Raw genomic sequence first — 21,589 nt, 5'->3', positions numbered from 1 at the left:
GGTTATAGATTTATAGTATGTTATTTATCTTCTGGCTCACGGAAGTAAAGCTGCATCGCCTCTTCATCTTGCTCCACCCATGCTTTGTAGGGCTCGCTCTTGGAGAGGAGATAGCTCTTCACGATTTTGCGTGTTGCCTTTGCTGCCACTCGAGCCACCCAAGGGATGCTCTTCCCTACCGCCTGGTAGTAGTCGGTGAGGGTGTCTCTGCGGAAGTGGAGAATATCCTCTAGCTCCTGCCCATCCTCGTAGTAGCCGCAGTGGAAGTTTTTGGTGGCAAAAGCGTGAGAAGGGAAGTCTAGTGCTCCTAAGCCAAAGAGCTCAAAGTTTTTGGCCAAAAACTCACCGTAAGTGGTGGTGCACTCAGCGCCTCCACCAAGGTTGAATATCTTGCCCTCCACCTTATCTAGGTACTCTAGAGTATATACAAAGGCTCTTGCGGTATCACGAGGGGTGGCGATCTCCATAATCTGCTCTAGGGGCATCCGAAACATGAGTTTACCTACGTGGTGGTTGCCGACACCCATAATCGCTGCAAGGCGGTAGATGGTCCAGCGAAGCTTACTCTCTTGTACCAGCCGCTCCATAGCGATCTTGGTCTCGGCGTAGTTGTCGCCCTCCGCAGGGGTGAGGGGGTCGGAGACTTTGATGTAAGGGTCGAGCAGACGGTCGCCGTAAGTGGCGACACTCGAGGCGATGGCGATAAAGGCGTTGGGGGAGTGCTGCTCAAGCTGATTGATCAGGTTTTTCGTGCCCTCTACATTAACCTTCTGAGCTAGCTCTGGTCGGTCGTGTGCCAGGGGTGGAATCACAGAAGCCATGTGCAATACTACATCTACATCGGTGGTGGGCTCCACCAGACTCTCGGGATTGGTAATGTCGCCAAAATATACCTTTAGGGCTCCTTCGTAACGGTCGAAGAACTCTCGGTTGCGAGGGTTGTCGAGGTCAAAGACCCGCAGCTCATACTGCCCACTCGCTACTAGTTGCTTCACTATCTCTCTACCAATACTACCGCCAGCACCGGTCAGTAGCACGCTCTTTTTTGTGTTGCTCATCTTGTTGTTTTTATCTAAAGATTATTATCTGTTTTAGATGGCTAAGATACCAATTATCTAGCAGACAACGCTAAGAAATAGGGCACTCTTTCAGAGGGGGCGCTTTAAGAAGTATACACTAAAGTTACAGTCTTAACGTGGGTAGCTTGTGTCTTGTCCTAGAAAAAGTTGACTCATAGATAGATTTTTATGAGTAAGTTTGTAAAAAGGAGTCAACTCCAGAAGATTTATTTTGACCGAGTTATTCACCTCTATTTTGAGGAAAACTTAGGTTATACCCAGATTTCACACCTTGTCCCTATTGGAAGGACTACGATCCTGGAGTGGGTTCATAGGTACCTAGATTCTGGGTTAGACGAAGTTATAGAGATGAAGGCGAAGAAAAAGAAGAAACAAGAAGAGCACCGCGGATATCGCAGGTATTATTATTCGGATGTGGCGTCAGGCGGGGCGTCAGGCGGGGCGCCTGAGAAAAGCTCAGTTGATTTAGAAAGAAGGGTTCAAGAGCTTGAAAAACAGCTTTTTAGGCAGACTGTTTTGACAGATGCATTGAATGAATTAATCAATGTGGCAGAAGAGAATTTCCGCATCCAAATAAGAAAAAAAGCTGGCACCAAACGGTAGATCGCTTGCACGCACAGGATCTGAAGAAATATACAATACAGCTCCTTTGCGACCTGTTTGGTGTAAGTAAGCAAGCCTATTACAAGCGAAAAAAGTCAAAACTTCATGCCAATATGGCACTTGAAGAGATGGCTGTTGAGTACGTTCTTGAGACCCGAGAGAAAGCCCCTGGCATGGGCGGTAAGAAGCTGTGGCATATGTATAAGCGAGAGTTTAAGGAGGGGACTCCACTAGGGAGAGACCGTTTTCTTGACACTCTAGACAAGCACGGCTTGAAGCTAAGGCAACGTAAAAGAAAGCCGAGAACCACCAACTCCAATCACGGTTTTAAGCTCTATGGTAACCTCGTAAAAGATATGATACCAGAAAGAGCTAATCAGGTATGGGTGAGCGACATAACGTATATCCCCATCCATTATGACGGAGTACATCATAAGTTTAGCTACCTATCCGTGATCTTAGACTCATACTCAAAAGAAATTGTCGGGTGGAGCCTAGGCGATAGCCTAGACACTAAGTACCCTATTGAAGCTCTAAATCAGGCACTTAAGAAACTTAAATCGAATGGTAAAGCTAACGATAAGCTCATTCATCACTCAGACAGAGGCTGCCAGTATGCCAGCCACCAGTATGTGGATATTCTTAAAAAGAATGACATAGATATAAGTATGACAGAAACCCCAGATCCCAAAGATAATGCACAAGCAGAGAGGATCAATAACACTATAAAGAATGAGCTCTTAAAAGGCAAACGTTTTAAAACCATCAAAGAGGCAAAGGCTGAATTAACCTCAGTCATAGAGTTTTACAACACAAAAAGGCCTCACATGAGTCTCGACTATATGACACCTGTTGAAGCCTCAAAGTGCAAAGGGAAAATCCCCAAGAGGTGGAAAAGCTATAGAGAGGAGTACCTTGAAAATCAAAAAATAGGATAGGTGCCCAAGTTTTGGTACCTTTAGTCCTGTGAGGGGTTTCCTTACGGGCTACGCCCTCCAGTCAACCCCTCACAGGACTAAAGGCTAGAAAGTCAACATAAAGCAGGATTAATAACAACGTAACATTAACCGAGTCAACCTTTTTCAGGAAACCACATTGTCCTAGACAAGCGGGTAAGGACCTCGGAGAGGTCCGATTTGTTGTAGCCCCCTGTCGGAGGGGCGTTAGCCCCGAACGACTGGGGGCAACTAATGGTGCACGTATACATTCGACCCCTTGTGGGTCGGACAATGTGAGCTAGGATACAATTTTAATCCTAGAATAGGTTGTCCGACCCACAAGGGGTCGTGGGTTTTGGTCTCCTTACATACCCCCATTCATCGGCTCTGCGAGCCTCGAATGGGGGCAATCTATGATCACCACCAAATTTATATGGTTAAAAAGTGTTATTTCGACCTATGCTCGTTTTGCGTCATAATCAGAATAGAATTTGGTCCTTCTCGTGGCGATTGTAAAGGCAACCGTAAGTAGCTTGTTTTTGATGTTGTTCATAATGAGCAAATGTGGCTTGCCTTTGCTCTTCAGCTTTTTCTTGTAGTCTATGAACTTCGAGTTGAATCTGCTCGCAGAGAGTGCCGCCATATGTAAAAGACTTGCAAAATAAGGGTCGGCAAACCAACTCCTATGATTGCCATTTTGGACGGATGTACCTGACTGATTCGGGTGTGGAGAGACCCCTAAAAAGCAGGCAAGTTGCTTGGGGTTATCGAACCTTGTAAACCCTCGAGTAACAACGATCAAAAGAAGGCTTGTGATCTTCCCGATACCTGGTATGCTCAGTAGGCATTTATGGATCTCATTAAGCTCCTCATTGGCTTTGATGATTTCCACCATTTTAGCCTCAATAGCTTTGATTTCTTTCTTCAGAAACCTCTCCTGCTTCTCTAAGCGTTGGATCATGAACTTTAGCGTCTCATCATTGGGTTCTGACTTAAGAATATGCTTATACTCTTTTATCTGACACTTCAATCGCGCTCTTTCTCTCACCTGTCCATATCGGTATGAATAAAGTCTCTCTAAGCTCTCCATATCCTTAGATAGGGGCTTATAGAGCCTAATCTGATCGCGAAAGCGATAGAAGTAGTAAGCGATCTTTTCTGCGTCTATCTTATCGGTCTTGTCGCGAACAATCTTGCCACTACCACATTTGATCGAATAAGCATTTTGTAAGGAGCAATCAATCCCCAGCACATAAAGCTGTTTAGGCAGCGTGATGCTATAGTTACCTGTATCTTCTCCACCTACGAGAACAGAGGAATAGTCGCCAGACAATGCACAAGTCTTATTCAGCCATTTTACAAATCGCTTACAACCCGGCACATCGTTTTTGAACTGCTCATTACCAATGATCTTTGGATCAATAGAGCTCTCTTCAGATACCTTGAGGATAGCTGCGTCAAATGTTTCTTTTGAGAAATCAATTCCCACAAATAATTTTTTATTCATAACTTTGTACATGTAGTGATTAGATAGCCATTAGTCGAACGATAGCTGTTTGTACTCAAGCTGTAAATAGGAGTGAAATCCTAACAATCTATATAGTATCCAACAGCGTGATTAGGTGTCCTTACTGCCCCCAATAGGTTCTATGACCTCGCTACGGTATTAAGGTTTCTCACCTAATCGACTAATGGCTATCTTTCTACAACAAAGATACGACATTAGTCTCGCTATTAGACTATTTTTACTGGCTATTTCATCTTTGATATACCCTTTATCTACGCATTTGAATTTAACTTTTTTTGTTTGATTTTGGCGGGCTCGATAAACTCGCCCGGGCTACCTGCAAACTTACAGCTACAACAAATCGGACCTCCTGCGGAGGTCCTTAACTATAGTTTATCCGCTGATAACCATACGGTGAGACCTTTCTAATGCGTAACCCTCGGGGCACTCTGTATGTAAAATAAAGCTATATTTGCCCTATAAGGAATTAGGATAACTCTTTTTATTACTGTGGATAGTGCTTTGGGGGTTTTGTACTATGGGAGCATCTCAAACTTATATTTATCAAGGGGATAAAGCGGTACGACTATGGGTCGAAGGTACTCTTTACCATTGATGGGCATCTACCAAAAGCGTTGATGATCTACTTGGTTATGTAGACCATCAACGCTCTGTCTGTAGCCACTCAGTGGTAGATTAGTCGTGCATTACCTTTACGGAGGTGTACATCACGATGGCTAGGATGATAAAGAGGACTAAGCTACCTATGAGCAGTGCGTAGACTTTTATCTGCAGTAGTACGAAGACGGTCAGGTAGAGAAGTGTCATGATACCACAGAGTAGTGCTGCCATTTTGCGATCCTTGAGAATGAGCCGGAAGTAGATGGTATTGAGCCCAATGGTCATGATACTGGCAATGAGATAAGCCCATCTAAAGCCTATCAGCTCGCTAAAGGAGAGCAGTAGGGTATAGAAGAGTACTAGTGAGATGCCAGTGAGTAGGTAGTGCAGAATATTGATACTCCTACCTTTCTGGCGTAGCCATAGCTCCATCAGGAATACCGATAGTAGGGTGAGGACGATGATCAAGATGCCGTAGGAGACGCTTCGCGAGGTCTGGGCATAATGGTCGGCGGGGTTGAGGAAGCTGATAAAGTGGCTATTCTTGTAGAGACTAGGTAACGCCTCATCCCCTATTATACAGCTTTCCTCGTAAAAGGTATTCCAGGTGGCCTCGAAGTCATTCTTACTGATCTGGTAGTCGGTAGGGAGCCTCTTCCCTTGGAAAGAGGGGTCGGGCCAATTGCCTTTGATGAGTGTGGTGGCATTATTGGCATTGGCGAGGATTCCGAAGTATTTGCTTCCGGCAATCTCTAGATTAAGCTGGAAAGAGAGGTCGCTCAGCTCCTCTTCGGTGAGGGGGTAGCTTGCCGATTGTGCGCCACCTTCTCCACCCTCCCCTACATATTCGTTGTAGGCCACTACACAGGGAGGGGTGTTGTAGACGTCATCATCTATGTAGCTCACTAGGGTGAGTGCCATCTCAGTCTTGACCTTCAGTGCCTGCCCATTGACCTGTAGCTGGCACCGATCTTTGTAACCGGTGGGGTCGCTGATAGAGTAGCATATCTCGGCTCGAGAGAGGTCGTAGCTCCCCTTCACCTCCGAGAGTGCCTGCTGAATATCTTGCTTCAGCCAAGTCCCCTTGACCTCGGTGTGTGCGGTATAGACAGGTACCTGGTAGATGCTTCTGTGTCGATTCTCTATCTCGAGGGTAGCGGTTGCGGTCACCTCATTGGGAATGAGGTAGAGATAGGTCTCCTCGGCCTTTGCTGGATTTGGCTTGTAGGGGATGGCAAGGAGGGGCGTCATTAGGTTTTGACTTTTCCCCCAGCGCGAGGTGATTTCACTGGTTACCTTTTCGCCCTCCCGCTTACGTGAGTCGACTAGCCCATTTAGGAATGCTAGTGGAATCAATAGTAGTAGGCACAGTAGCCCTATGATGAGGGTCTTAATCACGAAGGATATGGATCCTGTTGACTTCTTATCGCCACCATTGGGATTGGTGGACATTTCTGTTGTTTGATTTACCTCCATAGCGTCTTATGTTTTATATTAGTTATGCCACAAAGATACTCTTTTTTCCCAATAGTTGATTGGCAATTAAATTGGTAACTTTGTCGTGTAACTATTCACTTAAAGATTATTATTTATGAAGAAAGTAGCGTGGCTGGCACTGACTCTTGTGATAGGACTAGGGTTGGTAGCTTGCGGAGATGAGGTGATGGTAGAGCACCCTTACAATGAGGGGACGCATATCATTCCGATGCCTCGGGAGATGGAGGTGCAGGAGGAGGGCAGTTTTACCCTGAGTAAAAACATCTCCTTTGTGGCTCCAGAGGGGGAACTGACCGAGGTGGCTAAGTTTTTCGCTGATAAGGTGAAGACTTCTACCGGCTTTAATTGGCAAGTCATCGGTGAGAGCAAGAATCCTAAGCAGGAGATCGCACTCGAGATCGTTGGGGCTGATGTGGTGCCTAATGCTGAGGGTTATATCCTGGAGGTCTCGAAGGAGGGGATCAAAATTCAGGGGCAGACGCCTCGTGGTATCTTCTGGGGGTTGCAGAGCTTGCTACAATTGCTCCCAGCGGAGATTGAGAGTCCTGAGGTGGTGCGTAATGTAGCGTGGACACTACCTTATGTATCGATCAAGGATGAGCCTCGCTTTGGTTACCGAGGAATGCACCTTGACCCATGTAGGCACTTCATTACGGTGGAGGAGACGAAGAAGCTGATAGATATTATGTCGATGCTCAAGATCAATACGATGCACTGGCACCTCACTGAGGACCAAGGGTGGCGTATTGAGAGCAAGGTGTACCCACGCCTTACTGAGATCGCTAGCAAGCGTATTGAGGGTGATGGCTCAACCTATGGACCTTACTTCTACACTCAGGAGGAGATCAAGGATATTGTAGCTTATGCCAAGGCTCGCTACGTAGTGGTGATGCCCGAGATTGAGTTCCCTGGTCATAACGTGGGGGTACTTGCTGCCTATCCAGAGCTAGGTTGCTGGGGTAAGGACTTCCCTTACGAGGTGAGAAATATCTGGGGCGTTTCGGACGAGGTGCTTTGTGCTGGGAACGACGAAGTCTTTGAGTTTGCTAAGAATATCCTCGATGAGATCATTCCGCTTTTTGATAGCGAGTATATCCACATTGGTGGTGATGAGGCACCTAAGCGTATTTGGGCAAAGTGCCCTAAGTGCCAAGCCCGCATCAAAGCTGAGGGGCTGAAGGATGAGTATGAGCTACAGAGCTACTTTATCCACCGTATTGAGGAGATTGTACTGAGCCATGGCAAGAAGATGATTGGCTGGGAGGAGATCCTTGAAGGTGGGCTGGCACCAAGTGCCATCGTGATGAGCTGGACGGGCGAAAAGGGCGGTATCACCTCTGCCAATATGGGGCATGATGTGATTATGTGTCCTAGCAGTGAGGGGCTCTATCACGACCACTATCAGGGCGACTACCATATTGAGCCACAAGCGATTGGTGGATACTCTACGCTGGATAAGGTGTACAAGTACAATCCAATCCCTGAGGCGATTGATGCCGATAAGCGCCACCATGTACTAGGTGTGCAGGGCAACCATTGGTCGGAGTATTTCTACGAGCCTTGGCAGGTAGAGTACCACGCCTTCCCACGTATGCTAGCTGTTGCTGAAGTGGCTTGGACTCCTCTTGAGATGAAGGACTTTGCTGACTTTGAGCGCAGGGTACAGAATATGCAAAAGCGACTGGACTACCACGATATTCGATACTATATCCCACAACCAGAGCAGGAGGGTGGTAGCCTCAATACCGTAGCGTTTGTAGACCCTGTGACCCTTAAGTTTACCACCACTAATAGCGTGGATAAGATCATTTACACTCTGGATGGTTCGGAGCCTACGCTCAAGAATGGCATTCCCTACAGTGAGCCACTTACATTTAATGAGGATGCCGAGCTGAAGATTCGCTCTGTGGTATTGGGTGGTAGCATGAGCCCAGTTCGTACGATTAAGGTATTGCGTCAGACCTTTGCCCCTGCCGAAGCTCAGGCTGGTGACAAGGGATACAAACCTGGCATTCGTTTTAGCTATAGGGCGGATCACCGCTTCAAAAGTGTGGAGGAGGTACTTGATTTCCCTGCTGATAGCCTCAGAGTATTGGAGGGTGGCAAGATGTCGGAGTGCGGTCTGCCTTTCTACAAGGAGAGTAGACTGGAGCACCTGATGAGCAATGTAAACCACTACGGTGCTATCTATGAGGGCTATATCAACTTCCCAGAGGATGCCGTCTATAGACTGAGCTCGCTACACCACAAGGTGTGGATTGATGATCAGCTAGTGATTGATAACGAGGGTGAGGTGACGAAGACGCCACGCCACGATACCTCTATCGCTTTGGCACAAGGTCTGCACAAGGTGAAGGTGGTAAGTCTCGGTCGCATCGAAGGTGGCTGGCCAACCTTCTGGAATAGAATCGGTATTCAGTGGCAGAGAATAGGCGTAGATGAGGAGATGACTTACATCCCAGATGATGCCTATTATAGCTCTGCAAAGTAATCAGAGACTCTTGCACGAAGGCGATCTGCTGCGTTGCTTTCGGAATTCGACCTCGGTCACGTACGTGAGTACGCTCCCTTCGGCCTCATCCTCAGCGCCTTGCATCTCATCCTTCGTGCAAAGTCTCTCACGTGAGAGAATGATACTTCGTGTAACATTCTTTAGAATGCAGTAAGACAAAGGGGGGCTCAACCAATTGGTTGAGCCCCCCCTCTTATATATAGGTAACGCTATTTAGGAAGCGGAAGCTATCTGTAGTTTTGAAGGCGCCTTGCCTTTCTCTACATCTACAAGATAGGCTCCAGGTGACTTCACTTCGCCATCGATGATTGCTTGCGTCACCATATCCTCTACATACTCTGCGATTGCTCGGTTGAGTGGTCTAGCCCCAAGCTTAGGGTCAAATCCCTTCTCTACAAGGAAGGCCCTTGCCTTGTCGGAGTAAGTGATCTCGAGCTCCAATCCTTGCAGACGCTCAGTGAGCTCTCCGAGCTGGATATCTACAATATCTCGCAGCACTTCCTTACCTAGTGCATTGAAGGTGACAATCTTATCAATACGATTAAGGAACTCAGGGGCAAAGCTCTTCTTAAGCATCTTCTCGATCACCTCTTTGGAAAGTTGGCTATAGTCGGTCGATGAAGCGTCTCGATAGCCGATACCAGTGCCAAACTCCTCCAACTGCCGTGTTCCCACATTGGAGGTCATGATCACAATGGTATTCTTAAAGCTCACCTTGCCCCCATTGCTATCTGTCAGAATACCATCATCAAGAAGCTGAAGGAGTAGGTTGTGGACATCGTGGTGTGCCTTTTCGATCTCATCAAATAGGATCACACTGTAAGGCCTACGCTTCACCTTAGTAGTGAGCTCACCCCCTTCGTCATAACCGACATATCCTGGTGGGGCTCCTACCAATCTGGATACTGCGTGTCGCTCCATAAACTCACTCATATCCACCCGAATCATCGCCTCCTCACTGCCAAAGAGTTCGCAGGCAATCCGTTTCGCCAAGAGGGTTTTACCCACACCTGTAGAACCAAGGAATAGGAAAGAGCCAATGGGCTTATTGGGGTCACGCAGTCCAATTCTATTCCTTTGAATTGCGCTCGCTACCGCATCCACCACATGGTCTTGGCCCTTCACCCGAGCCTTGAGCTTCGAACCCAGCTCAGAGAGAGCAGTGAGGTCGTCTTTCGTAAACGACTCTACTGGCACGCCACTCGCCATAGAGACCACCTTCTGTACCTCGGCGATCCCTACCACTACCTTTTCCGAAAGTAGCTCCCCTCGCTCCAATTGCCCCTTATACTCTGCTAGGGCTGTCTTGGCTGCTTTCTCCTCGTCGCGGTACTTGATCGCCAGCTCGTAGTCACTCTCTGCTACTGCTTTCTGCTTCAGCTTTGCCGCCTCTGCTATCTTCTCTTCGTACCTAGAGAGGTCCAAAGGCTTCTGATGTGCAATGAATGCATAAGCACCTGCCTCATCCATCGCATCAATTGCCTTATCAGGGAAAAAGCGATCGGTCACATACCTCTCCGATAGCCTTACTGCCTCTAGAAGTGCTTCGTCGCTGTAGGAGACGTGATGGTGAGCTTCATACCTCGGCCTTAGCTTCTTAAGGATATCCAGCGTCTCATGGGCATCAGGCGCTTCCACCATTACCTTCTGAAAACGACGCTCCAAGGCACCATCCTTCTCAATTGATTTCCGATACTCCTCTAGCGTGGTTGCTCCGATCACCTTAATCTCTCCACGAGAGAGTGCTGGCTTCAGGATATTAGCGGCATCTAGCCCACCTTGGCTATTGCCACTCCCCACGAGCGTGTGTATCTCATCAATATAAAGAATGATATCAGGGTTGGCCTTCAGCTCCGAGATGATTCCCTTCATCCGTTCTTCAAACTGCCCACGATACATAGAGCCAGCTACCATTCCAGCCAAGTCTACCGATACGATTCGCTTATTGAGCAGAGAGATGGGCACCTCGTTGCTCACAATTCTCTGAGCCAATGCCTCTACGATTGCTGTTTTTCCCACCCCTGGTTCACCAATCAGGATTGGATTATTCTTCTTTTTTCTTGCGAGTATTTGTGCCACCCTCAGTAGCTCCTGCTCACGCCCCAAGATGGGATCTAGTGCCCCCTTCTTTGCCTGAGCATTGAGCCAAGTGCCATACTTATCTAGGGTGGGGGTACTTGACTGATCTCCACCTCCCCCGCTAGAGGTAGGTTGCTCCGTGCGTGATGTGCTCGCCTCACCTTTGGCATGGCTACCAAAGAGCCCTCCTAGCCCCTCCTCACCCTCATGCTCTTCGCCAAAGGGTGTAGCGGTCTCATTGAGTAGCTCTTGGCTATATTTCCTATACATCATCTCTTTCATATCTATTCCTTTGCTGTGTGGGGCAAAAGGAATAGGCTCCCTCCCCGCACACAGGTTTAATCCTTTACAAATCCCCTCTCCCGTATAATGCCTATTATCATTTCTACAGCATAATCTATGCCAATGGACGAAAGTTTCAGACAAAGGTCGTAATTGTCAGCCCTGCCCCAATGCTTGGAGGTGTAATAATTGTAGTAGTCACGCCGACTCTTATCCACCCGCTCGGCTTCACGAGTTGCCTCCTCTAGCGAATCAAGATTAAGACGCTTTTGAACCACTTCGGCACGCCTCTCAAGGTCATCGGTGACAAATATGGTGAGTAGTTGCTTGTGTTCCCTCAGAAGATAATCAGCGCAGCGCCCCACAAAGATAGCCGAACCCTTGCTTCCTAACTTTTGGATCGTCTCGGCTTGGATAGAGAATAGGTGATCATTGGATAGATAGCTCTGAGCTGGCATATAAAAGGCATTGGGCATTCCAAGGGTGCCACTCAGCACCAGTGGCATTTCGTATCCATTTTGCTCATCCGCTTGCTCAAAGAGCTCCCTACGGATATGGCTATCCTCAGCTGCTTTATCGAGTAGCTCCTTATCATAAAGTGGTACTTCCAAACGCTCGTGTAGCCTCTTTGCTAGTCGATATCCACCACTGCCGTACGAACGACCTATACAGATCGCATATCCTTCACCTACCTGCTTCATTACTCTCTATAGATTGATTGTTTATTACTTACTCCAAAATCTCTTGGCTGGAAATTGCTCCCACACACTCCGCTCTAGTTCCTCTCTAAAGTCGGGGTGAGCAATTGAAACCAGTGCCTCGGCACGCTCAAGTTCGCTACGACCTGCCAAGGCAGCCACTCCGTACTCTGTTACGATATAGTCCACATCATTGCGACCTGTAGTCACCACATTACCATTCCCCAGCATCGGTACTATGCGTGAGAGGGTGCCTTTTTTGGCCGTAGAGGGAAGGGCAATGATGCTCTTACCCCCCTTTGAGAGCCGAGCTCCACGCACATAATCTACCTGACCACCCGAACCGCTGAACATCTGGCCACCCACCTTCTCGGCACAAACTTGTCCGTAGAGGTCGAGCTCAATGCACGAGTTGATGGAGATCATACGCTCATTCTGCCCAATCACATAAGGGTCATTGACCCAATCCACTGGATATTGCTCCAGCACCTTGTGCTCACCCAAAAAGCGATAAAGTGCCTCATCACCCATCGTAAAGGCGGCGGTCATTACCCCGGGGCGAACCCCCTTGTAACTGCCTGTGATGGCACCACTTTGGTAGAGCTCTAGCACTCCAGGGGTGAGTAGCTCGGTGTGGATGCCTAGATCCTTATGTCCCTTCAATAGCCCTAGTACCGCATCGGGTAGTGCGCCAATGCCTATCTGTAGCGTGGCTCTGTCGGGGATTAGCTCGGCACAGTAACGTGCGATCTCGAGATCGGTCTCGCTTGGCGTGGCGGCTGGCAGAGTATGTGCTGGCGAGGCATGGGTCACCAAAATATCTATCTCCTCCGCCTTTAGAAAGTTGTCGCCACCAATATAGGGTAGCTCGGGATTAACTACCGCCAATACCCGCTTGGCACATCGAGCTGCTGGCAGAGTGTAGTCCGAGGAGAGGCTACAGCTATACCGTCCTTCGGCATCGGGTGGGGTCACTTGCACCACCGCCCAATCGGGCTGAAAAGCCCCTCCCTCAGCAAAGAGCATTGGCACTTGCGAAAAATGTCGGGGGATAAAGTCGGCACGCCCCTCTCGCACTGCATTACGCATCGCCGCACCACTCAAGAAAGGTGAGCAGACCCGCATGTGCTGCTCCATACCAGGCACTAAGTGCACCGCCTCTCCAAGGTAGATCAAGTGGAAAATCTGCAACTGCTTGAAGCGGTCGCACTGTCTTACTAATTCCTCCAGCACACAATTAGGGGTCACTGCTCCATGACCCAGCACCACCTTGGAGCCATCTGCTATCTCCGCCACCGCCGCAGTAAGCGACATCTCTTTGCATCTACTCATCATCAAATGTTATTAGATTAGTTCAAAAATAGTATATATAATGTGTATAGGTTTCTTGCGTAAAAGCTACTTTAAGCCTTGCTTTTTCTTCAAAATTAACGACCCCACAATTAACACCGCATAAAGCATCATTCCACCGGCTGTCACCCCAAAAAGGAGGGGAGAGCTGTCATGTGAGAGATAGAGCGAAATCAAGAAGTAGAGCAAAAAGAGCAGGCTTCTTGCTCCCTCTATGATGAGCGGTTCGTGTTTCCAATAGGTCATGATTAACATCGGAGGATAGAAAGTGGTTAGGTAAAAATACTTGTTTCAATAATAATGTAATAAGTCTTTGAGAATGGCAACTTGCCTCCTAATCCTACCACTAACCGCAAGATACCTATCTCACAGACTACCTAGTGGCAAGTTACAAAAAAAACTCCGATTGTGCAATAATGAGCTACAAATTGTTTTGCCAATACCCTCAAAGCCAATTTAATGTACTATGTTATATGCCAATCAGATATCTCCCTATGTAGTAGCATAATAAAAGCTTGACTTCTTAGTTCTGCTTAATTCCGTCAAAATAGATTAGCTTTGCAAAGAATTACTAACTGAATATCTTTGGATGATGGGAAAACGTGATGTTACATTTGATATATTGAAGGGAATTGGCATCCTATTAATGGTACTAGGTCATTACTTTACAAGTGAATCAATAATTAGAGTCTATATCTATTCTTTTCACATGCCGCTATTTATGCTTATTAGTGGCTATTTTTATAAGCCAAAGGAGGTGATGATTCAAGTGAGGAGGGATGTCAGGAGTCTCATCGTTCCTTATCTGTTTGTTTGTATTGTTATTTTCATTAATCGTTTAGTACTGAATAATGAACCCTTTTGTGAGACCTTAAAAGCTAACCTATATTCCTTTCTTTGGGCAATGCCTATAAACAGCCAATTGGGACAAATGAATATCTTAAGTGTTGGACCATTGTGGTTTTTGTTGGCGATCTTTTGGGTGAGATTTCTATACAACGTGCTCTTTCGTAATTTCAAAGAATGGACCATGGCTATTGTGGTGGTCGTCTCGCTAGTTGCAATGTATCTCAATGCTTTCGTAACGCTTCCCCTTGCTCTATTGGCTGGTTTTACCAATCTGCTTTTCTATTGTATAGGGCATCTGATTAGAAAATATCAAGTGCTAATTTACCTTGATAAGCACAGATGGACGCTCATTTTGGCATTAGTTTTTTGGCTATTAATGGGTCGTAAGTCACAATTAAATGCTTCATATCAAACGTTATATCTCGCTTATCCAGTTGAGATTATCACCGCTTTGGCTGGCACCTATCTATTTTATTCGTTATCAAGGTTGGTTGCAGCGAAAACGGATTTTTTGAGTAATCAGTTGGTTCTATGGGGAAAGTACTCGTTGGTGGCTCTTTGCTTTCACGCGATGCCACTCTTTGGACTTAAACGTTGGGTCAATGAGGTGACCATAATGATTTATCAATTACTAAATGCTCCGCTTGTGGGCACGTCAATACCTAATTTAATGCTAAGTTTAGCTATCCCTTATTTGGGCGTGTTGTTTGCACCAAAATGCAAATGGGGAAGAGCACTCTTTAATATAAAAGCGGCAGAGTAATTGTCAGTGACCACTTAAAACCTAAGTCTCACTTCGTGCGTCATTCTCGCGTATTAATGAGGGTGCTAAAAGCTGAATTGTAATGTGCTGAAATTCAGTATTATAAATTGGTGCTTGCTTTAGTTGCAACTCAGCAAAAGTTTAGTTGCATCTCGCCGATTGCTTAGTTGCAACTCACCGATTGCTTAGTTGCATCTCGGCAAATGCTTAGTTGCAACTCAACTTTTGCCCTCATACCCCATTAGTTTATGAAGGCCCATAGAATAGACTTAAAGTGCTAGTAGTTGGCAAAGTATTTCCTTAGATCGCCTTGGTACAAAGTCCCAAAACAGATAAAGCTCGACTGGTATGTGCCAGCCGAGCTTTATCTGCATTATATATGGGGGTGTCGCTTATTTCTCTACAGTGACACCGATCTGCTCTAGGTAACGGCCGTTGGCAAGAATATCCTTCAACGCATTGCGTATATCATCAATAGAGATGCTATCAAGTGTCTCAAGATAATTGTCGTAGGCATTGTCGTTATTGAAGTAGTAGTCTACAAGGATATTCATCCAGTAGCTATTCTCTCTTTGATTTTGCTCGTAGCCCTTCTTCATATTGAGGACGGTCTTATTGAAGTACTCGTCGATATTGATGGAACCCTCAGCAATCTGATTGAGCTCGCTCTTTACCTTAGCATTGAGGTGGTCGAGTTGCTCAGGATTGGTCTGGAAGAATACGAGTAAAGACTCTTCGCCCTTTGGAGCTCTGCTGGTATTGCTCTGTACAGCTACTCCATAAGTGCCACCCTCGTCTTCGCGGATACTCTTGAAGAACTGCTGGCTGAGTACCTCGCCAAGGATATCGATAATCATATTCTCCTTCAACTCATAAGTACCGTCCTTCACGAATAAACCTAGTGAAAGTCCCATAGGGGTTGTTGCCTTTAGCTCCATTTTCTCTTGGTGGCTATTCTTGGCTTTGGCAAAAGCCTTTGACGACTGGTCAGGCTCTACGGTATGATTGCCTGGTAGACCACCAATGTAGCGGGCTACTAGAGGTAGCACCTTTTCTTGGTCAAAGCTACCAACTAGGAAGAAGGTGAAGTCGCTTGCATTGGCAAACCGAGCCTTGTAAGCTTCTAGCATCTTCGCATAGTCTATCTGATCGAGATCTTCGGCTTGTAGTTTATAAGTGAGGTCGTTATCTGGGTAGATAAGTCGTGAAGTGTTATCCCAGAAAGCAGTTAGCGGGTCAGCAGCACTTGCCTTGAGCATGGCTTTTGACTTTTCGATGGCTGACGCAAACGCCTCGGTATCGCTCCTGAGAGAGGTCATATTGAGATATACAAGCTGGAACATCGTCTCAATATCCTTATCTGATGATGAGCCATTGACCCACTCCTTGACTTCAGAAACGCCTGTGTTGGAAGTAGCTACCTTACCAGCCAATACCTTCATCAGATCTGTAGCACTAAACTTATCAAGCCCACCAATAGTGGCGTATTGCCTTGAGGCACGGGTATTGATGCTACCTATTTCGTTGGCATACTGTAGATATCCACCGTGGCTTACGCCATAGATGCGAATATCATTTTTCTTATAGTCGGTAGGAAGTACATATACCTTTGCCCCATTGCTGAATGTCCACAAGGTAGCACCAAACTTAAGGCCTGTTTGCTCTGAAAGAAGCTTACCTGGCTCTGGTAGATTTTCCATCAGCTCTACGCCAGCAAACTCATCTGTGTAGGCTTCAACCTCTTGCTGGAGTGCTTTATTGTATTGCTCTAGCAGCTCAGCCTCTGTAGGGTATTTAACCCCCTCCTTTTCAGGAGCCATAAGGGTAACCACTAGGTTCTTAGGCTCTGTATACTGCTGGTAATACTGATTGATGAGCTCTAAAGTAAAGCCTTGAGCAAGGTTATTCATCAATTGATACTCTACCTCAATTCCAGGGATATAGCCACCCTTGGTGAAGTAGTCGCTATACTCATTGGCGTAGGAGGTATTGGTACGGTTATCCTTTGAATTCAGAAGGTTTTCGTATGTACTGATCAAGTCTGCCTTGGCACGCTCATACTCGGCTGCTGTGAAGCCGTACTCCTTGGCACGCTTCATCTCGGCAACAATGGCATTAAGTGCCTCCTCGGTACGCCCTTCGTGAGCGATCGCGATGAAGCTAGCTTCGTCTTCGGTAGGAACAAATCCCATCACAGAGCCCATGGACATCCCTGCATACACAAATGGTGCATTGGGTTTGTGGGCAATGTCGGTGAAGCGGTCATTCATCATGCTCGTGATGATGGAAGTGACATAATTCATTGCAGGCCCTACTGCAGATGCCTTTAGCTCTCTTGGAAGTGCATCGGTGGAGTAGGAGAATGAGATCATAGTCCGAGTGGTCTCAGGGTCGGTGACTACGATGCTAATGGGCTCTTCGCGATCTGGCACCTCTAAATACACGCGCTCAGCAGGATTCACAGGAGCTGGCATATCTGCAAAGGTATCTTTGATCTTTTGCTCTACATAATCCACATCTACATCACCTACAATGACCAATCCTTGAAGATCGGGACGATACCACTTGTGGTAGTAGTCACGTAGCTCTTGGTAGGTAAAGTTGCGAATAACATCCATGCTTCCGATAGGAAGTCTGTGGCCATAACGAAGGTCGGGGAAGGTCTTCTTGAGCATGGTGGTCATGGTACGCATGTTGCCATCTTCGCTCTGTCGCCACTCCTCTTGGATCACACCGCGCTCGTTGTCGATTTCTTCGTCAAGAAGTGCAATACCATCGCTCCAATCTCTTAGGATCAAGACGCAAGAATCAATAACAGAGGTGTCGCTCACGGGTGCATCCATAATGGTGTACCTTGTCTCCTCAAAAGAGGTATATGCATTGAGCTCAGCGCCGAATTTCACGCCGATACTCTCAAGGTAATTGATCATCCCCTTACCAGCAAAGTGGCGGGAGCCATTAAATGCCATATGCTCTAGGAAGTGTGCCAATCCTGATTGGTTGTCTTCCTCCTGCATTGAGCCTACACGCTGCACGATATAGAAGTTGGCACGCTCTTTAGGCTGTTGGTTGTGGCGAATAAAGTAGGTAAGCCCATTTGGTAGCTTGCCAACTCGCACATCTTTGTCAATAGGAAGTGGTGCTACTTGATCTTGGGCGGAAGCGACTGAAAAGCCACTCAGCAGTGCGATTAGTAAAGCACTAATCCATACTTGAATTGTTTTGTTCATCACTTAAATCATTATGTTATTTACTGATTACTATTCTACTAGTTGCCTTCCCCCCCCCACTTATCATTGGCACAAATTTATATATAAATCTTGAGATTTTCTCCTCTCAATATGGATGTTGAGCTTTATTTACATTGAATGCTATAAAATAAAAATAGTTGGTTCATCAGATAGAGACTCTGAGTGAACCAACTACTTTCATTTACAATGATATTTGCTGAATGCGATCAACCGCACTTGGAGTTACCGCAGTTTTGACAGATCAGGCAACCCTCTTGGTAGACCAAATCTTCTGAACCGCAGTTGGGGCATTTCTGCCCAGTTGCTTTTTGACCTGTAGCGACATACTTGCGAAGTGCACGCTCAACACCATTTTTCCAAGTGTTGATGGACTCATCATTGAGCTCCATTCCTTGTACTAGTGCAATCACCTGGTCAATAGGCATTCCGTAGCGAAGTACTCCACTGATTAGCTTGGCGTAATTCCAGAACTCTGGATTGAACTTAGTGTCGAGTGCTTCACAAGTCACCTTGAGCCCTCTCTTATTGCTATACTGGAAGTCGTAGTGCTTGGTGCCATCAGGGTCATAAGCCTTGATGATTAAGCCCTTATTGATGCGCTTGGGGATATAAAGCCCCTCATCCTCGTCGTCGATACCGGTAAAGATCTCGTAGGGGCGACCATCTACTAGACCGATGAAGGCGATCCACTTCTCTTTATTATTTTGGAAGCGAACAATGTCGGCCTCTAGCTCGGTGGGTCGCTTTTGTGGCATTTTGAATGGAATTGAGGTAGTATCCTCTGCTTCGGCTGGGGTGCTCTTTTTCTTAGGCTCCGCAGCGACCAACACTCCAGTCCTCGACCCATCACGATAGATAGTACAGCCCTTGCAGCCCTCACTCCAAGCAGTAATGTAAAGCTCATTCACGAGTGCTTCATCTACATCATTAGGAAGGTTCACGGTAACGCTAATAGAGTGGTCCACCCACTTCTGCATCTGACCTTGCATACGGACCTTGGCCACCCAGTCAACGTCGTTGGAGGTAGCCTTGTAATAAGGCGACTTTGCTACAAGGTCATCTATCTCTTCCTGGCTATAGTCTTTATCAGGGTCATAACCATTAGCCTTCATCCAAGTCTTGAAGTGGTGGTGGTACACGATGTACTCCTCCCACTGGTCGCCCATCTCATCAACGAAGGTGGGCTTGGAATTCTCTAGCTCATTGCTATTGACTTTACGGCGTCTCTTGTATACAGGCATAAACACTGGCTCAATGCCGGAGGTGGTTTGAGTCATAATACTGGTGGAGCCAGTAGGTGCAATGGTAAGGCAAGCGATGTTGCGACGACCATACTTCACCATGTTGTCGTATAGCTTAGGATCAGCCGCCTTAATACGCAGCATCATCGGATTATTAGCCTCGCGCTTGGCATCATAGATCTCAAAAGCCCCACGCTCCTTAGCCATACTTACAGAGCTCTCATAAGCGCTCAAAGCCAAGGTCTTTTGTACCTTCACTGCATGCTCGGTGGCCTCTTCTGTGCCATAGCGTAAGCCAAGGGCAGCCAACATATCCCCTTCTCCAGTAATACCTAGTCCAGTTCGGCGTCCCATCAAAGTCTTACGTCTGATTTTTTGCCAGAGCTCCATCTCAGTACGCTTGATATCGTCACCCTCGGGGTCGCTTTCAATCTTCTTAATGATTTCATCGATCTTCTCGCTCTCGAGGTCGATAATGTCGTCCATGATCCTTTGGGCATAGCCAATGTGCTCCTTGAAAAGATCAAAATTGAACTTCGCCTTATCTGTAAATGGATTCTCAACGTATCCATAAAGATTAATGGCTAATAGACGGCAGCTATCATAAGGACATAGTGGAATCTCGCCACAAGGATTGGTGGAGATGGTCTTGAAACCTAAGTCGGCATAGCAATCGGGCAGTGATTCCCTAATGATCGTATCCCAGAATAGTACCCCTGGCTCGGCACTCTTCCATGCGTTGTGGATGATTTTATTCCACAATTCACGAGCTTTGATAGTCCTCTTTACCTTCGGATCGCTTACCTCAATCGGGTATTGTAGTGTGTACTCTCCATCCTCCACCACAGCCCTCATAAATTCGTCGCTGATGCGAACCGAAATGTTGGCGCCAGTGATCTTGCCCTCCTCTAGCTTTGCATCAATGAAAGACTCACTATCGGGGTGCTGAATAGAGACAGATAGCATCAAAGCTCCACGGCGCCCATCCTGAGCCACCTCACGAGTGGAGTTGGAGTACCTATTCATAAAGGAGGCAAGACCCGTAGAGGTCAGTGCAGAGTTCTTTACAGGTGAACCCGCAGGACGTATATAGGAAAGGTCTTGACCAACGCCACCACGTCGCTTCATCAGCTGCACTTGCTCCTCGTCCATCTTGAATATACCGCCATAGCTATCGCTAGGTCCGTCCATACCAATCACAAAGCAATTGGAGAGCGACGCCACTTGGAAGTTATTGCCAATCCCAGTCATAGGACTTCCTTGTGGCACAACATACTTGAAGTGGTCCATTAGCTTAAAGATCTTCTCCTCGCTAAGGGGGTTGGGGTACTTAGCCTCGATACGAGCAATCTCAGAGGCAATACGATGGTGCATATCGGTAGGCGTGCACTCTAGTAGCCTCCCCTTCCCATCTTTCAGTGCATACTTTGAGCACCACACTTTTGTGGCAAGCTCATCGCCCTTAAAGTACTCAAGTGTAGCTTTAAAGGCTTCATCAAAGGTGTAATACTTCTTTTCCATTTGGTGCTATATGTTTATATCTAATTATAGGCTATTAAAACCTAGTAAGTCATTCAAGTACATGAAAGATAAGCATTGAAGCGTTCTCCATTTTTGCAAACAAAGATAACCGAATTATCTCACAAGTTGACCAGAATTAACCATTATATTTGTGCGAAAGAAGTATATATTTTATGTTGTAACTACTATAGTTATTGATTATCAGTTGAATATAATGTATTTGTCTATAACGAATTGGGAGGTTTAATGGATTGTAGTATTGTGACGAGTTGTCCAAAATAAAAAGTTGCCACAACACCGAGTGGTGAATTGTGGCAACTTTGTGATAGAATTATAGTTGGTCTTATTGCTTCTTAAGTAGGTCTCTAATCTCCTCAAGAAGGACTACATCATCGGGCTTAGCTGCTGGCTTCTCTGGCTCTTTTGGCTTCTCCTCCTCCTCCACAGCTCTCTTCAGCTGATTAATTCCTTTCACCATCGTAAAGATCGCAAATGCAATGATTAGAAAGTCTACAACCGTCTGTATGAATGAACCATAATTTAAGGTCACAAGTGGCTGAATAACCTCGCCCAGCTCATTGAGCTTCTCATGCTGTAGCACTATTTTCAAGTCTGTAAAGTCTACTCCGCCAAGAAGTAAACCGATAGGTGGCATTATTATATCATTCACTACCGATGATACGATCTTGCCAAAGGCACCACCGATGACTACACCGACAGCCATATCTAGCACATTGCCTCTAGATACGAACTCCTTAAACTCTTCAAAAAATGCCATAAAATATACTTTTAACTTGT

The 21,589-nt window shown here is 46.5% G+C and carries 13 protein-coding genes; 4 read left to right on the top strand and 9 right to left on the bottom strand.

Features of this window, described 5'->3' with window-relative positions:
- Window positions 1-20: 20 nt before the first annotated feature.
- On the bottom strand, window positions 21-1,058 hold the full coding sequence (locus MWL85_RS07030) for an NAD-dependent epimerase/dehydratase family protein (protein ID WP_244400189.1): 1,038 nt from the start codon (window positions 1,056-1,058) through the stop codon (window positions 21-23).
- A gap of 189 nt (window positions 1,059-1,247) precedes the next feature.
- Here MWL85_RS07030 and MWL85_RS07025 point away from each other — a divergent pair, with 189 nt between their 5' ends.
- Window positions 1,248-1,682 carry a hypothetical protein gene (locus tag MWL85_RS07025; protein WP_244400172.1) on the top strand — a complete coding sequence of 145 codons (435 nt, stop codon included), beginning with the start codon at window positions 1,248-1,250 and terminating at the stop codon, window positions 1,680-1,682.
- A gap of 5 nt (window positions 1,683-1,687) precedes the next feature.
- Window positions 1,688-2,620: an IS3 family transposase gene (locus MWL85_RS07020; RefSeq protein ID WP_244400171.1), complete on the top strand. Its 933-nt coding sequence runs from the start codon at window positions 1,688-1,690 to the stop codon at window positions 2,618-2,620.
- A gap of 457 nt (window positions 2,621-3,077) precedes the next feature.
- Here the strand turns inward: MWL85_RS07020 and MWL85_RS07015 are convergent, their stop codons facing one another.
- Together MWL85_RS07015 and creD are read right to left on the bottom strand one after the other, a co-directional pair.
- Entirely contained in the window at window positions 3,078-4,127 is a 1,050-nt protein-coding gene (locus MWL85_RS07015) for an IS110 family RNA-guided transposase (protein ID WP_244400173.1), read from the bottom strand.
- Window positions 4,128-4,823: 696 nt separating this feature from the next.
- The gene (gene creD / locus MWL85_RS07010; protein ID WP_244400188.1) at window positions 4,824-6,224 is read right to left on the bottom strand and encodes a cell envelope integrity protein CreD; all 1,401 of its coding nucleotides are present in this window, start codon (window positions 6,222-6,224) and stop codon (window positions 4,824-4,826) included.
- 115 nt (window positions 6,225-6,339) lie between these two features.
- On the opposite strand from creD, the gene MWL85_RS07005 reads away from it, so the two are divergent.
- On the top strand, window positions 6,340-8,736 hold the full coding sequence (locus MWL85_RS07005) for a family 20 glycosylhydrolase (RefSeq protein ID WP_244400187.1): 2,397 nt from the start codon (window positions 6,340-6,342) through the stop codon (window positions 8,734-8,736).
- A 234-nt stretch (window positions 8,737-8,970) separates the two neighbouring features.
- On the opposite strand, the gene MWL85_RS07000 is transcribed toward MWL85_RS07005, so the two are convergent.
- The 3 genes from MWL85_RS07000 to MWL85_RS06990 are packed head-to-tail and all read right to left on the bottom strand — an operon-like array spanning window position 8,971 to window position 13,151.
- A complete protein-coding gene (locus MWL85_RS07000) occupies window positions 8,971-11,118 on the bottom strand; it encodes an ATP-dependent Clp protease ATP-binding subunit (protein WP_244400186.1) in 2,148 nt (715 codons plus the stop codon).
- 56 nt (window positions 11,119-11,174) lie between these two features.
- Window positions 11,175-11,819: a cytidylate kinase-like family protein gene (locus tag MWL85_RS06995; RefSeq protein ID WP_244400185.1), complete on the bottom strand. Its 645-nt coding sequence runs from the start codon at window positions 11,817-11,819 to the stop codon at window positions 11,175-11,177.
- A 24-nt stretch (window positions 11,820-11,843) separates the two neighbouring features.
- Window positions 11,844-13,151 (bottom strand): acetyl-CoA hydrolase/transferase family protein, encoded by a 1,308-nt coding sequence (locus MWL85_RS06990; protein ID WP_244400184.1) that lies wholly within the window; start codon window positions 13,149-13,151, stop codon window positions 11,844-11,846.
- Between the two features lie 604 nt (window positions 13,152-13,755).
- On the opposite strand from MWL85_RS06990, the gene MWL85_RS06985 reads away from it, so the two are divergent.
- On the top strand, window positions 13,756-14,778 hold the full coding sequence (locus tag MWL85_RS06985; protein WP_317221516.1) for an acyltransferase family protein: 1,023 nt from the start codon (window positions 13,756-13,758) through the stop codon (window positions 14,776-14,778).
- Between the two features lie 392 nt (window positions 14,779-15,170).
- Here the strand turns inward: MWL85_RS06985 and MWL85_RS06980 are convergent, their stop codons facing one another.
- From MWL85_RS06980 to mscL, 3 genes are all read right to left on the bottom strand, one after another.
- Complete coding sequence (locus MWL85_RS06980) at window positions 15,171-18,008, bottom strand: M16 family metallopeptidase (RefSeq protein ID WP_244400183.1); 2,838 nt, start codon at window positions 18,006-18,008, stop codon at window positions 15,171-15,173.
- Between the two features lie 227 nt (window positions 18,009-18,235).
- A complete protein-coding gene (locus MWL85_RS06975) occupies window positions 18,236-20,791 on the bottom strand; it encodes an adenosylcobalamin-dependent ribonucleoside-diphosphate reductase (protein WP_244400182.1) in 2,556 nt (851 codons plus the stop codon).
- A 343-nt stretch (window positions 20,792-21,134) separates the two neighbouring features.
- Window positions 21,135-21,569, bottom strand: coding sequence for a large-conductance mechanosensitive channel protein MscL (gene mscL, locus MWL85_RS06970; RefSeq protein ID WP_070707539.1), 435 nt, complete (start codon window positions 21,567-21,569; stop codon window positions 21,135-21,137).
- Window positions 21,570-21,589 lie beyond the last annotated feature (20 nt).

Origin of the sequence: Porphyromonas somerae, assembly GCF_022845615.1 — a bacterium.
Taxonomy (GTDB): Bacteria; Bacteroidota; Bacteroidia; order Bacteroidales; family Porphyromonadaceae; genus Porphyromonas_A; species Porphyromonas_A somerae.
The sequence above is the reverse complement of the archived record's forward strand: the minus strand, read 5'-3'. Positions and strand labels throughout refer to the sequence as shown.

What these genes read in the sequence shown, in the direction of transcription:
- MWL85_RS07030 (WP_244400189.1), bottom strand. Translation starts at nt 1,058, where the DNA reads ATGAGCAACACAAAAAAGAGCGTGCTACTGACCGGTGCTGGCGGTAGT.
- MWL85_RS07025 (WP_244400172.1), top strand. Translation starts at nt 1,248, where the DNA reads ATGAGTAAGTTTGTAAAAAGGAGTCAACTCCAGAAGATTTATTTTGAC.
- MWL85_RS07015 (WP_244400173.1), bottom strand. Translation starts at nt 4,127, where the DNA reads ATGAATAAAAAATTATTTGTGGGAATTGATTTCTCAAAAGAAACATTT.
- creD (WP_244400188.1), bottom strand. Translation starts at nt 6,224, where the DNA reads ATGGAGGTAAATCAAACAACAGAAATGTCCACCAATCCCAATGGTGGC.
- MWL85_RS07005 (WP_244400187.1), top strand. Translation starts at nt 6,340, where the DNA reads ATGAAGAAAGTAGCGTGGCTGGCACTGACTCTTGTGATAGGACTAGGG.
- MWL85_RS07000 (WP_244400186.1), bottom strand. Translation starts at nt 11,118, where the DNA reads ATGAAAGAGATGATGTATAGGAAATATAGCCAAGAGCTACTCAATGAG.
- MWL85_RS06995 (WP_244400185.1), bottom strand. Translation starts at nt 11,819, where the DNA reads ATGAAGCAGGTAGGTGAAGGATATGCGATCTGTATAGGTCGTTCGTAC.
- MWL85_RS06990 (WP_244400184.1), bottom strand. Translation starts at nt 13,151, where the DNA reads ATGATGAGTAGATGCAAAGAGATGTCGCTTACTGCGGCGGTGGCGGAG.
- MWL85_RS06985 (WP_317221516.1), top strand. Translation starts at nt 13,756, where the DNA reads ATGATGGGAAAACGTGATGTTACATTTGATATATTGAAGGGAATTGGC.
- MWL85_RS06980 (WP_244400183.1), bottom strand. Translation starts at nt 18,008, where the DNA reads ATGAACAAAACAATTCAAGTATGGATTAGTGCTTTACTAATCGCACTG.
- MWL85_RS06975 (WP_244400182.1), bottom strand. Translation starts at nt 20,791, where the DNA reads ATGGAAAAGAAGTATTACACCTTTGATGAAGCCTTTAAAGCTACACTT.
- mscL (WP_070707539.1), bottom strand. Translation starts at nt 21,569, where the DNA reads ATGGCATTTTTTGAAGAGTTTAAGGAGTTCGTATCTAGAGGCAATGTG.